Source organism: Chitinophaga sp. Cy-1792 (assembly GCF_011752935.1).
Lineage (GTDB): Bacteria > Bacteroidota > Bacteroidia > Chitinophagales > Chitinophagaceae > Chitinophaga.
Window position 1 is genome coordinate 678,990 of record NZ_VWWO01000003.1, and the last position, 15,243, is coordinate 694,232.

Annotated in this window: 12 protein-coding genes; 2 read left to right on the plus strand and 10 right to left on the minus strand. The window is 46.8% G+C overall.

What is annotated here, in order from left to right:
- Positions 1-10: 10 nt before the first annotated feature.
- From F3J22_RS28130 to hemA, 10 genes are all read right to left on the minus strand, one after another.
- On the minus strand, positions 11-3,331 hold the full coding sequence (locus F3J22_RS28130; protein WP_167021306.1) for a TonB-dependent receptor: 3,321 nt from the start codon (positions 3,329-3,331) through the stop codon (positions 11-13).
- A gap of 174 nt (positions 3,332-3,505) precedes the next feature.
- Positions 3,506-4,489, minus strand: a complete 984-nt coding sequence (locus F3J22_RS28135) for a FecR family protein (protein ID WP_167021307.1) — start codon at positions 4,487-4,489, stop codon at positions 3,506-3,508.
- Positions 4,490-4,555: 66 nt separating this feature from the next.
- Complete coding sequence (locus tag F3J22_RS28140; protein ID WP_167021308.1) at positions 4,556-5,125, minus strand: RNA polymerase sigma-70 factor; 570 nt, start codon at positions 5,123-5,125, stop codon at positions 4,556-4,558.
- Between the two features lie 164 nt (positions 5,126-5,289).
- Entirely contained in the window at positions 5,290-6,576 is a 1,287-nt protein-coding gene (hemL, locus tag F3J22_RS28145; RefSeq protein WP_167021309.1) for a glutamate-1-semialdehyde 2,1-aminomutase, read from the minus strand.
- Positions 6,577-6,660: 84 nt separating this feature from the next.
- Positions 6,661-7,632 (minus strand): porphobilinogen synthase, encoded by a 972-nt coding sequence (gene hemB, locus F3J22_RS28150; RefSeq protein ID WP_205195755.1) that lies wholly within the window; start codon positions 7,630-7,632, stop codon positions 6,661-6,663.
- A gap of 28 nt (positions 7,633-7,660) precedes the next feature.
- Positions 7,661-8,572: an oxygen-dependent coproporphyrinogen oxidase gene (gene hemF, locus F3J22_RS28155; RefSeq protein WP_167021310.1), complete on the minus strand. Its 912-nt coding sequence runs from the start codon at positions 8,570-8,572 to the stop codon at positions 7,661-7,663.
- Positions 8,573-8,574: 2 nt separating this feature from the next.
- On the minus strand, positions 8,575-9,603 hold the full coding sequence (gene hemE / locus F3J22_RS28160; RefSeq protein ID WP_167021311.1) for a uroporphyrinogen decarboxylase: 1,029 nt from the start codon (positions 9,601-9,603) through the stop codon (positions 8,575-8,577).
- 2 nt (positions 9,604-9,605) lie between these two features.
- A complete protein-coding gene (locus F3J22_RS28165; RefSeq protein ID WP_167021312.1) occupies positions 9,606-10,325 on the minus strand; it encodes a uroporphyrinogen-III synthase in 720 nt (239 codons plus the stop codon).
- Positions 10,315-11,235, minus strand: coding sequence for a hydroxymethylbilane synthase (hemC, locus tag F3J22_RS28170; protein ID WP_167021313.1), 921 nt, complete (start codon positions 11,233-11,235; stop codon positions 10,315-10,317). Before hemC ends, F3J22_RS28165 begins: the two co-directional genes overlap by 11 nt.
- Before the next feature lie 4 nt (positions 11,236-11,239).
- A complete protein-coding gene (gene hemA / locus F3J22_RS28175) occupies positions 11,240-12,493 on the minus strand; it encodes a glutamyl-tRNA reductase (protein WP_167021314.1) in 1,254 nt (417 codons plus the stop codon).
- 326 nt (positions 12,494-12,819) lie between these two features.
- On the opposite strand from hemA, the gene hemH reads away from it, so the two are divergent.
- Positions 12,820-13,860, plus strand: a complete 1,041-nt coding sequence (gene hemH, locus F3J22_RS28180; protein WP_167021315.1) for a ferrochelatase — start codon at positions 12,820-12,822, stop codon at positions 13,858-13,860.
- Positions 13,861-13,879: 19 nt separating this feature from the next.
- Positions 13,880-15,226: a protoporphyrinogen oxidase gene (gene hemG, locus F3J22_RS28185; protein ID WP_167021316.1), complete on the plus strand. Its 1,347-nt coding sequence runs from the start codon at positions 13,880-13,882 to the stop codon at positions 15,224-15,226.
- Positions 15,227-15,243 lie beyond the last annotated feature (17 nt).

Sequence of the window (15,243 nt, forward strand, 5' to 3'; positions counted from 1 at the left end):
GACGATAGCATTAGAAGGTTAAGTTTACACCCAGGTTAAAGCTTTTCTGTTGCGGATAATAAGCTCCTTTGCCGGCAACGGATTCAGGATCGAAGAGTTTGAACTGATCGATGGTAAATACGTTGAGACCGGAAGCGTATACGCGTAAACGTTCGATATTTCTGATCAGGTTTTTAGGGAAGGTGTAGCCTAATTCGAAAGATTTCAGACGTACATATCCTGTTTTTTTCAACCAGAAATCAGAATCTCTGTCGTTGTTGGAGTTGCGGTCCAGGTAAGCTCTTGGGTATTTTGCATTTGGATTATCAGGCGTCCAGTAGTCGAGGAGGTAAGCGAAGCTGTTGGAATTACCACCGTTATCGAACATGTTTCTGCCGGTTTGCTGTAACATGATGTTGCTCATAAAGGCGCCCTGGAAGAGGATGCCGAGGTCTATGTTTTTCCAGTTTCCGCTGAGATATAAGCCCAGTATTACTTTCGGTGTGGTGCCGTTATATGATAAAACAGTGTTGTCATAATCATCGATGATACCGTCGCCGTTCAGGTCTTTATATTTGATATCGCCTGCTTTTGCAACGTTTTTCGTGAACTGAACCGGGTTGCTGTAAACATCTTTATTAGACTGGAACAGGCCATCAGATACGAGTCCGGTTACATAGTCAATTGGTTTCCCTTTACGTTTCAGGTAGAAAGGCGTGTTGTCTGCTTCATCCAGTACGATCACTGTATTGTGCGCGTAGCTACCGTTTGCTTTCACGAAGTAATTGAACTGGCCGATGTTGCCGTTGTGGCTTACAGAAATTTCAAATCCGGTATTGTCAACTACGGCATAGTTTTCATCCGGCAGTGTACGGCCGAAAGTGCCCGGGATAGACAATGTACGCGGACGAAGGATATCGGAAGTACGTTTGTAGAAGTAATCCGCCTCGATACCTAATTTACCTTTGAACAAAGAAGCCTCAATACCTACGTCTGTTGTTTTCGCTTTTTCCCAGGTAACATTAGGGTTAGGATATACGCCATAAACAACGGACTGGTCTACCTTTCCGTCGAATACTGCCGGTTTGTCGAAGCTATAGTACTGGTTATACTGGAAAGCGCCGATACGGTCGTTACCCAGCAAACCATAAGAGCCACGGATTTTCAGGTTATCGATGAAATTAAGTGAGCTGGCATTTTTAAAGAAGTTTTCTTCTGAAATTCTCCAGCCCAGTGATGCAGCCGGGAAGAAGCCAAAGCGTTTGCCAGGAGGGAAGTTTTCGGAGCCATCATAACGGAAAGAAACTTCCGCAATGTATTTCATGTTGTAGTCGTAGTTGATTCTACCAACGTAGCTCAGGCGGCCGGTTTCAGCAGCAGTACCATCATTTGTTTTATCTACGGCGCCACCGGCAGAGAGTTCATCTACCAGGTTGGTAGGGAAGTTCGTTCTGTAGGCAGAGAAGCTGTCGGCGCGGCTGGTGTATTGTTCGTACAATAATAAACCGCCTATGTGGTGCTTGTTAAAATCGCGGGAATAGTTCAGTGCCAGGTTTACGGTAGTACCGCCGTTTTGCTCCAGGCCTTGCGACAACTCTGTTTTGGTCAGGTTTTTACCTACAGTTTTTGTCAGGATAACATTACCATTCGCGTCAAGATCATACATGGTATATGGTACATCAAATTCCTTTTTAACGTTGGTGTTGCGGTTGTAATTCACTCTACCCGTAACATTGAGGCCTTTGGTGATCATGTCCAGTTCATGTTTGAAGCTGAGGGTACCGAAGAAGGTAGCCAGTTCATTACGCATATATCCTTTGCTGTTAATCTCTTCGATCGGGTGTTCGCCGGTCGTATTTTTCGGAGAGCCGTCAGGGTTATACGCGTTAAACACAGGCTTCTCGCGGATTACGTGACTGAAGATGGTCACATCTGTAAATTCAGGGCTGCTATTCTTACCTACTCTTCCATCTACATCTACACTGATAGAAAAACGTTTGTTGATACGTGCGTCTACGTTAGAACGGAAGCTATAGCGTTTATACGAAATATTATCGTACATCCCTTGCTGGTCAAGGTATCCGGCAGAGAAGAAGTATTTGATATTTTCAGAACCACCATCCACCGTGAGGTTATGTTGTGATTGCAGGGAGTTCTTTTTGAAAGAGGCAGCATACCAGTCTGTTCCTACCTTACCACTTTTGAAATCCTGCAATTGTGCGTCTGTATAGAACTGTGGCGCATATTGCGGGTTATTGGGATCTTGTCCGGCGTTGATACGGGCAGCGTTGTTGGTGAGGCCGTATTCATATGCCGACATCAGCTTAGGGTACCTGGTAGGCATCTGCACACCTTCATAACCAGAATAATTGAAACGAGGTTTGCCGGTATGTCCGCGGCGGGTGGTTACCAGGATAACCCCGTTGGCAGCGCGTGCACCATAAACGGCAGCAGCAGCGGCATCTTTCAGGATGGTAACTGTTTCCACCTCGTTAGGGTCCAGCTGATCGAAGGGGCGTACCACACCATCTACCACGATAAGCGCATCGTTATTACCGAAAGTACTTTTACCGCGGATAGATATGCTGGAACCGCTGCCTGGCTTGCCGCTGGCATTGGTGGCGATGAGTCCGGGCATACGGCCTACGAGGGAGTTGGTCAGGTTACTGGAAGGTGTTTGCAGCAGCTCTTTGGTATTGACACTGGCGATGGCGCCGGTAACACTGGCTTTTTTCTGCGTACCATAACCCACCACCACTACTTCGTTGATATTGGTAGTATTTGGAGAGAGGGTGATATTGCCACTGGCAGCAGCTACCTGCACATCCAGTGAATTATATCCCATGAGCTTAAATACGATGATCCCGTTGGCATCTGCCACTTCAAAGTGGTATTCTCCGTTGGCATCGGTGATAGCACCTTTGGTAGTGCCTTTCAGCATAACGGCTACACCAGGGAGTGGGCTGCCATTAGTGTCAGTCACTCTACCCTTTACCGGAAAACTACGTACGGGGGCTTCCGTTAGTTCGTTTTTCATGGGAGAGAGCACGATCATGCCGTTGGAGAGCTCATAGCTGATTCCTTCCGGATTGAGTACGGTATTGAGTAGTGTAGACAAAGTCCATTCCCTGTTGGGGATATTGACCGCTTTATCAACCGGAACGATATCACGGCTGTAGACAAATTTTACCGGAACAGTTTTTTCCAGGGTACTGAGCAGATTGCCCAGGTTCCCGGCACCGGTATTTACAGTCACCGTTTTTTCCAGGACCGTCTGGCCTTTGGTGCTGTTGGCATAAGTAACGCCGGTAAAGAGGATTACCAGGCAGAGTTGACTCAATGTTACTTTCATAACGAAGGGTAGCCTTGAAAGAAATTGTAAATGAAATTTCATAGATTTAACTGTTTCATTTCTCGATTAATGGGACATAAATGGATCCCTTTACCTGTTTTACAGGTAAGTTCTGTTATGCTTAGGGGTGCTGGTACCACCTCTAAGCATTTTTTTTCCATTATGTGTTTGCTGTTACTGTATTGGTTGATGTAGTATTATTTCTTCTCCTTTAATTGAATAGTTGATATTTAGCGCTTTGTGCATCAGTTCAAGAATTGCGGGCAGGTGCATGCCCGAGAAGTCTGCTTTTAACGTGTAATGCGCAATGGTGCTGTCTTTGATGGTGATATGTACCTGAAAGCGTTTGTTAAGTGCCTGGCTGATTTGTCCTATGGTTGCGTTGTTGAAATCCAATTCACATCTTTCCCAGATCTCTGGTGTATTTGCATTGATCGTAGATAAAGCGAGTGGCTGGTTTGCTGCCGGTATGCTGACTTTCTGATGTGGCAGTACGGTGGTGGCCACCGCGGCTGTTTCAATCTTTTTGACGGCTACTTTTCCGGAGAATACCGTTACTTCGGCTTTTCCGGCTTCCTCTTTCATGCTGAAGGAGGTACCTAATACTTCTGTTGTCAGGTGGGCGGTGCTCACCCGGAACGGCAGTTTAGGATTGGCGGCTACATCGAAGAAGGCTTCGCCGGTGAGGCGCAGGCTACGGTTGTTTTCTGCAAAGCCAACGGGCGCAATCAATGTGGCGCCGGGTTTCAGCCATACAATGGAGCCATCGTCCAGTTTATAGGGATGGATGGCAGCAGAGCTGTTTTGCAGAATCTGGTGCACTTCTACGATTGGCGCGGGTTGGTGACTACGGTTGTACTGATGAATTCCCAGGAATAGCAGTATGCTGGCGGCAGCCGTGCCGGCTGTGTAATACAGCCATCTGAAGTGGCGGCGGGCCGGAGCAACAATAGTATTGTGTGCTGTTCTGGTTTCTATCTGCGACAGCATACGTTGCTGCAAAGCGGATCGTTCGCCGTCGGCCAGCGACAGCAGTGGATCTTCCTCATCTTCCCAGGCGGCATACCACTGTAGTATTTCCGCCCTTTCTGTGTCGGTACAGGTATCAGTAAGAAATCGTTGTATCAGTTCCCGTGGTGGAAGCTCATATTTTTTCATAACGTAATTGTCCTGTTAATATAGACAGGTGAAAAAGAGGCATCCCTGAGTGAAGCGGAAAAAAAATTAAAAAAGAAGTGACTGGAGGTTGTCACGCAGCTGAATCTTCAATGTTTTCAAGGCTTTCGTCAGATGACTTTCCACGGTTTTTTCGGAAATCTGCAGTTTTGCTGCTATTTCTTTATTAGGTAGATGCTCTTTGCGACTGAGTTGGTAGACTTCCCTGCACTTTAGCGGGAGTTTTTCAATTTCCTTATCTACCAGGGCAGACAGGTCGTTGGAGTTGATGATAGCCTGTAGTGAATCGTCGCTGTCTGTGGAGAGTGCCTTCAGGTAAGCTTTCCAGCGTTCACGCACTTCATTTTTTTCGAGCTGGTTCAGTACCGCATTACGGATGGCAGTATGAAGATAAGCTTTCAGCGAGAGCTTGATATCGAGTACCAGTCTGTTTATCCAGAGGTTGGTAAAGAGGTCCTGGATGATTTCTTCTGCGATTTCCTTTGATTTGATACGGCGGAAAGCGGCGGTATAGAGCTCTGCCCAGTAGCGGTTATAGATTTCCACGAACGCAGTATTGCTGTCGCTTTTGAGTAAAGTCAGCAGTTCATTATCTGTATATAGATTTACAGTCAGCATGCGGTGGAATTCATTGCAGACAAAATAAGGAAAAATACATTAGCAAGGGCGGGAGGTGAAGAAAATGTCAGTTTGGCTGAATATAGTATAGGTCTGAAAACAAAAAACCGCTTCATACGGTGTATGAAACGGTTTACCACTCAGCACAAGGATTGAATTGTTAACTATTTGATTGCCTGCATCGCGGATTTTGCTGCATCGATGGTAGCGTCGAGATCTTCGGTGGTTAATGCGTTAGACATAAACCAGCTCTCAAACGCAGAAGGAGGCAGGTAAACGCCGCGTTCCAGCATGGCATGGAAGAATCTTTTGAATAATTCGTTGTTGGCTGCGGAAGCAGATTCGAAATCGATGATGGGATATTCAGTGAAGTGTGCGCTAAGCATAGAACCCATGGTGTTGATATGGTGAACTACACCTGCACCGCCAAAGGCTTCACGAAGACCTTTCACGAGGTAGTCAGCTTTTTCCTGCAGTTGTGTATAGATGACCGGATTATCGTTCAGTGTTTTGAGGAGGGTATAACCAGCGATCATGGCGATCGGGTTGCCGCTCAAAGTACCGGCCTGGTAAACCTTTCCGGCAGGGGCCAGGTTTTCCATGATTGCTTTCGGGCCTGCAACAGCACCTACCGGCATACCGCCACCGATGATTTTACCGAAGGTAACGAGATCTGCACGGATGCCCAGTAATTCCTGTGCACCACCGCGAGCCAGGCGGAAGCCTGTCATTACCTCATCAAATATCAGGAGAATATTATTTGCATCGCAGAGCTGACGTAAGCCTTCCAGGAAGCCTGGCTGAGGCAGAATACAGCCCATGTTGCCGGCAACTGGTTCTACAATGATTGCGGCGATTTCATCTGGATTTTCGGCAATCAGCTGCTGAACAGCAGGCAGGTTGTTGTAAGGCGCTGTGAGGGTATCCTGTGCTACCGTGGTGGTTACACCAGGAATAGACTGGATGCCTAACGTGGCTACACCGCTACCTGCGCTTACCAGGAATGCATCTGCATGACCATGGTAGCAACCTACGAATTTGATAAATTTATTTTTACCGGTATAGCCTCTTGCCAGACGTATAGCCGTCATACATGCTTCTGTACCGGAATTCACCATACGGATCATGTCAATGTTAGGAACCATACCAACTATCAGTTCAGCGATCTGGGTTTCCAGTGCTGTAGGCGCGCCAAAGCTGGTAGAGCGGGTGGCGGCTTCCTGAATAGCTTTTACAACAGGTTCGTATGCATGACCAAGGATCATCGGGCCCCATGAGTTGATATAGTCGATATATTTATTACCGTCTGCATCGTACATATAGGCGCCCTGTGCGCGTTCCATAAAGATCGGCGTACCACCTACGCTTTTGAAAGCCCGTACAGGAGAGTTCACGCCACCAGGGATGACTTTCTTCGCCTGTTCAAACAGATTTTCACTTTTATTGTACATGTGGTGATTGAATTTAAAAATTAAATTGAGATGAAACGCGATTAGAATGCAAGTTACTTAAAATCTTACTGCCAGCTCATTAAATTAATGTTGCAGTAGTTTAACTGCATCTTTTGCAAAGTAGGTAGCGATCAGATCGGCACCTGCACGTTTCAGACTGGTTAAGCTTTCAATGATGGCTTTTTCTTCATTGAGCCATCCTCTTTCAGCTGCAGCCTTGATCATGGCATATTCACCGCTCACATGATAAGCACTAACCGGAACGGTAGTACGGTCTTTAATGATACGGATGATATCCATGTAAGCCATGGCAGGTTTAACCATTACAATATCTGCGCCTTCCTCGATGTCCATTAATGTTTCCCTGATAGCTTCACGGGAGTTGGCGTAATCCATCTGGTAGGTTTTTTTATCACCAAAGCCAGGAGCTGAATCCAGGGCATCACGGAAAGGACCATAGAAGCAGGATGCATATTTGGCGCTATACGCCATGATACCTGTTTTGTCGAAACCGTTTGCTTCGAGGATATTACGTATCGCGAGGATGCGGCCGTCCATCATATCACTTGGTGCTACGAAGTCGGCGCCGGCCTGAGCGTGGCTGAGACTCATGCGGGCCAGCACCTCAACGGTAGCATCATTAACTATTTCTGTACCTTCTACGATACCATCATGGCCGTAGGAAGAATATGGGTCCAGCGCAACATCTGTCATGACAACCATTTCAGGTATCGCATTTTTGATGGCGCGGATGGCACGTTGCATCAAACCATTCGGGTTTACAGCTTCAGTACCCTTGTTATCTTTAACGTTGTCCGGTGCTTTTACAAACAGCAATACACTCTTGATGCCCATGCTCCAGAGTTCTTTCGCTTCGCGTACCGTTAAGTCGGTGGAATAGCGGAAATAACCTGGCATAGAGCTAATCTCTTCCTTCACATTCTCTCCTTCGGTAACAAATAACGGCGCGATAAAGTCGCTCGGTGTTAAAATTGTTTCCGCCACCATTGCACGGATGGCAGGAGATGTTCTCAAAATTCTGTTTCTACGGATCATCTTATAAATATTTTAAAATTTTCCAACGTTATTTAATCCAGTCTCTTGGTTTAAGATATTCTACCAGTGCGGCTTCCGGGCTTCCGGGTTCCGGGTGGAAATCATATTCCCAGCGGGCTACCGGCGGAAGGCTCATGAGTATAGATTCTGTACGGCCGTTCGTTTTCAGTCCGAACAGTGTACCGCGGTCATGAATGAGGTTGAACTCAACATAACGTCCACGTCTATACGCCTGCCAGCTTCTATGCGCTTCTGTGTAAGGAATATCTTTTGTTTTCTCTACAATTGGCAGATAAGCTTTCAGGAATGCCTCACCATTTGCTTTACTGAAGCGGAACAGGTCTTCTGCTGATTTTTCTGCATCTGGACGCAGGTAATCGTAGAAGATACCACCTATACCACGTGCTTCATTTTCGCGATGTTTATTGATGAAATATTCATCGCAATGCTTTTTATATTTCGGGTAGAGTTCTGCGCCGAAAGGATCACAGGCCTCTTTGAAAGTTTTGTGGAAATGAGTACCGTCCTGCTCTTCGAGATAGTAGGGAGTGAGGTCTGCACCACCGCCAAACCAGCTGTCTTTCAGGTTTCCGTCCTGATCATACAGTTCGAAATAACGGAAGTTGGCATGTACGGTAGGTACAAAAGGATTGATTGGGTGGATGACAAGCGAGATACCGCAGGCCATGAAGTTGCTGTTGGTAACACCAAACTGCTGGGCCATGGCTTCCGGTAATACGCCATGCACGATAGAAGTGCTGACGCCACCTTTTTCAAATACGTTTCCATCAGCGATTACGCGCGACTTACCACCGCCACCACCAGGGCGTTCCCAGTGGTCTTCGCGGAATTTCGCTTTGCCATCGATCGTTTCGAAGGCCAGGCAGATATCGTCCTGCAGCTGATGTATAAACGCTATGAAATTATCTTTGATGCTCATGACTAGCCGTGTGCTTTAACAGTTTCAACAAATGCTTTCGCATGATCTACCGGTACATTCGGTAAGATACCGTGACCGAGGTTAGCGATGTAACGCTGTCTGCCAAAGCCTTTCAGCATTTCTTTTACCGCTTTTTCAATTTCAGGGATCGGTGCCAGCAGTTTAGCCGGATCGAAGTTACCCTGAAGGGTTATGTTGCTGCCTGCAAACTGGCGTGCCATTTCAGGTTTGATAGCCCAGTCGATACCGAGGCCATGGGCGCCGGTTGCAGCCATGTCTTCCAGTGCAAACCATGCACCTTTGGCAAATACGATGGTAGGACAAACATCTTTCAATGCTGCTACTATCTGACGGATATATTGTAAAGAGAATACTTCAAAATCAGCAGGGCTGAGTAATCCGCCCCATGAGTCGAACACCTGTACCAGGTCGGCACCTGCAGCAACCTGTGCTTTCAGGTAGGCGATGGAAGTATCGGTGATCATCTGCAATAACTGATGAGCAACAGCTGGTTGCTGGTAGCAGAAAGCTTTTGCCTCATCAAAGGTTTTGGAACCTTTACCCTGCACCATGTAGCAAAGGAGTGTCCATGGGGCACCTGCAAAACCGATTAACGGAACGCGGCCGGCGAGGGTTTGTTTGGTCAGTTTGAGCGCATCCATTACGTAGTGTAATCTTTCGTTTACATCTGGTACGCAGAGGCGGGAGAGATCAGCAGCAGTTTTGATCGGCTGAGGTAACAGCGGACCAACTTTTTCTACCAGCTGCACTTCCATACCCATGGCTTGTGGAACTACGAGGATATCAGAGAAGATGATTGCTGCATCAACGCCTACCTGGTCTACAGGCATCACGGTGATTTCAGTTGCCAGTTCCGGATTTTCGCAGCGTTCGAAAAAGGAATATTTATCACGCAGTTTGATATAGTCCGGGAGGTAACGTCCAGCCTGACGCATCATCCAAACGGGTGTGCGGGAAACGGTTTCACCTTTCAGGGCTTTCAGCAGTAAGTCATTCTTCAATGCGCTCATTCTTAGCAATTATTGTTGTTAAAATATGATATTGTAGCTTGTACCATGCTGTTTGCATCAACATCGGTACTGATAATAATTTTATTGTTTGTAACCTGTTCCAGCGCAGTTGCGGTGGTGGTACCGATGGCGAAGCATACGGTATCAGGGGCAATTCTGTTAGCGGAGAAGTAACTGTTAACCGCGCTGGGACTGAAAAAGAAGATGCCATCGTAGTGGCCGTCTATTTTTTCAGGTAGCGGGTTATTTTCATAGATCACGAATTCATTCACCTGAATGCCAGCGTTGGCAAGTGCTGTAGGTAATTCTTTACGGTGGATATTTCCACAAAAGAAGTTGACAGCGTGTATACTTCCCAGTTGTATTATTTCTTTTGCCAGGTCGGCGCCATAAGGTGCCTGGGCAATGATGGCAGATGCCGGAAACTGTAATGCTGCCGTTTGTTTTGTTGTTCCGGAAATACAGCAGATATCATTGCTGATATTTTCTGTACCTAATAATTCCTTCAGGATATTCACTGCATGCTGGCTGGTAAATACCATCGGAATATTATTGTCGAATACCTTGCGGATATTGGCAGTGCCGCTCAGTTCGGGCAGATACACGGGAACGATCTGTATGAACTCTTTTACCTGTATATCAATACCATGACTGGCTGCTGTCTCTATGAGACTGGCAGTGATTGGTCTGGTACATAATATGCGGTAATGATCATTTGACATTTCTTATCTCTGCTACAATTTCAGCGCCGCCTTTGGCCAGTATCTCTTCTGCGGCTTCTTTACCGATGCCGGCAGCATTTTCGATGTTTGCCTGGCGGGAGGTGCTGAGGAATTTGGTTCCATCGAGATTGCAGATTTGGCCCTCGAAGAAAACGGTGTTATCCTGAATATATGCGTAGGCACTGATAGGGGTTGTACAACCACCCATGAGTGTACGAAGAAATTCTCTTTCTATTTGTGTTGCCAGCGCTGTAGGAGCGTGGTTAAACGGTTTGCATGCATCGAGGCAGAACTGGTCATCCTCGCGGCATACGGCTACTACTGCACCTTGTGCGGGTGCCGGCAGCATCCAGTCCAGTTCCACGGAAGTTTCCGGGCGGACGTTGATGCGTTCCAGTCCTGCTGCGGCGAAGATGGCGCCATCCCAGTTTTCAGCGGCGAGTTTCTGGAGGCGTGTATTCACGTTGCCCCTGAGGTTGTGCAGCTGATGTTGCGGGAATTTGCGGAGCCATTGTGCTTTTCTGCGAACACTGCTGGTAGCGATGTTGGCGATGTAGCCCGGCTGTTGTAAGAAATCCGTATTGGTTTTATATACCAGCAGATCTTTTACCGGGCCGCGTTGGAGGATGGCTGCATTCACGATACCGGAAGGCAGTTGCGTAGGTACATCTTTGTAGGAGTGTACCGCAATGTCTATACGGCCGCTAAGTAATGCAATGTCGAGGCTTTTGGTAAAAATACCTTGTACGCCTATTTCGTACAGGGGTGTAACCAGGTCAATATCGCCTTCACTTTTGATGGGCACCAGTTCTGTTTTGTATCCCTGTGCGGTCAACAAATCATTCACCTGATGCGCCTGCCATAGTGCCAGCTGACTTTCTCTTGTACCTATCCTGATAACTTTGTCCATGTGGTTATTCCTGGTTAACTCCTGTCTCGAAAATATCATTGATCATGGCAATGTACTGGTCACTTTTATCTGTTTCCTTGCGTACTTTGCCTGCCATGAGGTTTATCATTTTTTGGATGATACGGCCTGATACCTGTTCAATATCTTCCAGGTTATAGGCAGCACCATTTTTCTGCTGTTGAATTTCACGCATGTGAATTTCGTGCAGTTTATCTTTTACTGCTTTCAGTACTACGGCGTGTTTACGCATTTTGTACCAGTAGAGGAATTCTTCCATGTGCTCATCGATCATAGCGACAGCTTTAGGAACTTCTCCCAGCCTGTTTTGCAGCGTTTCGTCCTGTACTTTGGAGAGTTCATCCACGTTGATCAGCGACACGTGTTCGAGTGCTGCAACAGCAGGATCTACGTTGAAAGGAATAGAAAGGTCTATTACTACTTTCGGTGATGCATCCCGGAGATGATCGGCCATTACCGTTGGGTGTGGCGCGTTGGAGGCAACGAGAATCACATCGGCAGACTGGATCTCAGGCAACATATTTTCATATGGTGCATACTTCAATCCCAGCTGTCCTGCTAATTCCTGGGCTACCAGTAAGGTACGGTTGATGAGTGTGATCTCTTTTACGCCGAGGTATTCGATCATATTTTTGGTGGTGTTACGGCCTATTTTGCCGACACCCAGCAATACGATCTTTTTATCTTTGATGTCAGGAACCTGGCGTTCCAGCAGGCGTATGGTGGCGAAAGCCACGGATACGGTGCCTTTGCTGAGGCCTGTTTCTGTTTTAATCAGTTTAGATACCTGTAAAACACTGTTTACAAGTCTTTCCAGAAAACCACCGAGAGAGCCTTCTGTTTTGGCGAATCTGGCAGCGGTACGGATCTGGCCTACGATTTCGTAGTCGCCCAGAATCTGGCTGTCTAATCCGGTACCTACCTGGTATAAATGCCTGATAGCCTCTTCACCGGATTTGGTGTAAGCCATTTCGAGTAATTGATCACGATCGCCGTTCGTTTGTGCGCACAGCAGATCGATGAATTGCCCCGGGCTGGCAGCAAATCCGTAAATTTCTGTTCTGTTACAAGTGGAGAGTACAAAGAGATCGTCTAATTGCACAGTCCTGGCATGCTCCAGGAGTTGTTGGTATTGGGCCGGGTTGATGGCGTATAATCCCCTGATAGCAGCGTCCGTTTTCTTATAGTTGATGCCAACGATATGAAAATTCGCTATATCTTTTGAATGACTGACCTGCATGTTTTTGTATAAGCTTCCGGGTGCAAAAATACTGGCATACGCTGCAAACAACTGCGTCAGGCTGTCATTAGTGTGTCATTTCTGGCACTGGTAATCAATACGATGAAAAAATGATTTTTATCAGGTTTCTCTCAAAGCCGGTCGAGAAGCACGATACAGCCACTCCCATCTCCCTGAAATTTAACTTTTGCGATTTATTCATTACAAACAGATGACACAATCATCTCCCATCAATAATTTCTATTCCTGCTTTACTATCTTCTATGGCCTCGAGCTGAGTCAATGTCCGATAAACAAACTAAATTTGCTGCAATTTTAAAGAAAGCATGGTTAATAAATCTGAAGTTGGAATTGTACTGATGAACCTGGGCTCGCCGGATTCTACATCCGTACCTGATGTAAAGCGATATCTGATGGAGTTCCTCATGGATAAACGTGTGATCGATTATTCATGGTTGATGCGTAAACTCCTGGTAGGAGGTGTGATTGTTCCCCGCCGCGCGCCTAAATCGGCAGAGGCTTATCAGTCTATCTGGTGGGAGGAAGGTTCTCCGCTTATCGTGTTGACAAAACAACTTCAAAAGGCGGTACAGCATGATATGGAAGTACCTGTGGAGATAGCCATGAGATATGGCAACCCCACTCCCGAAGCTGCCTACGATAAGTTATTACAGGATAATCCTAACCTGAAAGAGGTGATATTGCTCCCGCTGTATCCGCATTATGCCATGTCATCTTACGAAACAGCAGCAGAATACGCGAAAGAAATCTACCGTAAGAAAAAATATAAATTCAAACTCTCTGTTATTCCTCCTTTCTATGATGAGCCGGATTATATCAATGCCATCGCAGAAAGCATGCGTCCTTACCTGCAGCATGAAAATGACTATGATTATGTGCTTTTCAGCTACCATGGCGTGCCGGTAAGGCATATCAAAAAGGGAGATATTACAGGCAAACATTGCTTACAGGTGAATGACTGCTGTCATGTGAAATCGCCTGCACATGAGTTCTGTTATCGTCACCAGGTTACGATTACCGCTGAACTGGTGGCAGAGAAACTCGGCTTACCTAAAGATAAGTGGGGCATTTCCTTCCAGTCGCGCCTGGGTAAGGAAGAATGGATACAGCCTTATACAGCAGCACGTTTCGAGCAGCTGCCACAGGAAGGAAAGAAGAAGTTGCTGGTTGTTTGTCCGGCTTTCGTATCCGACTGCCTGGAAACCCTTGAAGAGATTGCAGTTGAGGGTAAGCATAGTTTTATCAGCAGCGGAGGCGACAGCTTCACCATGATTCCTTGTCTGAACGTACATCCGTTATGGGTAAAGGCTATTGTGAAGTATTGTTCCCAGATTATAGCAGATTAGTTTTATAAAGATTATCCTCATGCCACAGCAACCCGTAATTATAGTTGGAGCCGGTATTTCCGGTTTAAGTATTGCCTATGAACTGCAACAGCGAAACATTCCTTATGTAGTGCTGGAAGCAGGCAATCATGGCGGCGGAACAGTAAAATCCTTACATGTCAACGGATTTGAGCTGGACGCGGGCCCCAATTCTATTGCGGCATCGCCGGAAATGATGGAATATTTACAGCAACTGGGACTAGGCAACGATATCCTGATCGCTTCAGCGGCAGGAAAGAACAGGTTCCTCGTTCGCAACAGGCAACTGCACGCCGTTTCACCACATCCTTTTAAAATTATCGGTTCTAAATTTATTGGCGGGGCCTCCAAATGGAAGCTGTTTACCGAACGTTTCCGTAAATCCACGCCACCAGCGGGAGAAGAAACCGTTACCGCCTTCGTTACCCGCCGCTTCAGCAGCGAAATAGCGGCGTATGTCTTTGAACCGATATTATCTGGTATCTATGCCGGAGATCCCGACAGACTAAGCATTGCAGAGGTGCTGCCTATGCTGCCCCGCTGGGAAAGGGAATATGGCAGTATCACCAAAGGAGTGATGAAAGAAAAAGGCGCCATGGGCGGCCGTAAGATCATCAGCCTCAAAGGTGGTAATGCCACCTTAACGAATACACTTCAACAAAAACTACATACACCGGTACGCTTCAATGCGGCCGTCAATGCCGTACAATCTGCCACAGATGGATACACGGTGTCTTACATCGAAAACGGCATCGCTGGTCAGTTACATGCCAGCCAGGTGATATTCACCAGTCCGGCGTATAGCACCGGCGTCGTGATCAGTAAGCTGGATGCCGCTGTGGCAAAGCTTTTACAGCAGGTAGAATATCCGGAAATGGGTGTGTTGCATGTAGGATATGATGCCAGTGCCATTGCAAACCCGGTAAACGGATTTGGTTTCCTGGTGCCACATGCCGAGCAGCTGCATTTCCTTGGTGTGATTAACAACACCGCTATTTTCCCTACCAAAGCACCTGAAGGAAAGGTGTTGTTTACCATCTTTACGGGCGGAGCCAGGCAGCAACATTACCTGCAGCAATATGATCATGCTGTGCTGCAACAGAAGATACTGAAGGAGCTGGGAGAGTTGCTGGGCATCAGCGCAGCCCCTGTGATGCAGCATTTTGAAGTATGGCCAAAGGCAATTCCACAGCTAAACGTAGGTCATGAAAAACTTCGTGCAGCCGTGACCGGTTTTGAAAAAACGCATCCGGGTATCCATATTGCCGGTAATTACCTGCATGGAGTGGCCGTTCCGGCATTGATAAAATACGCGTCAGAACTGGCTGACACCATCGCTAAAAATTAAACATAGAATTTTTCGCT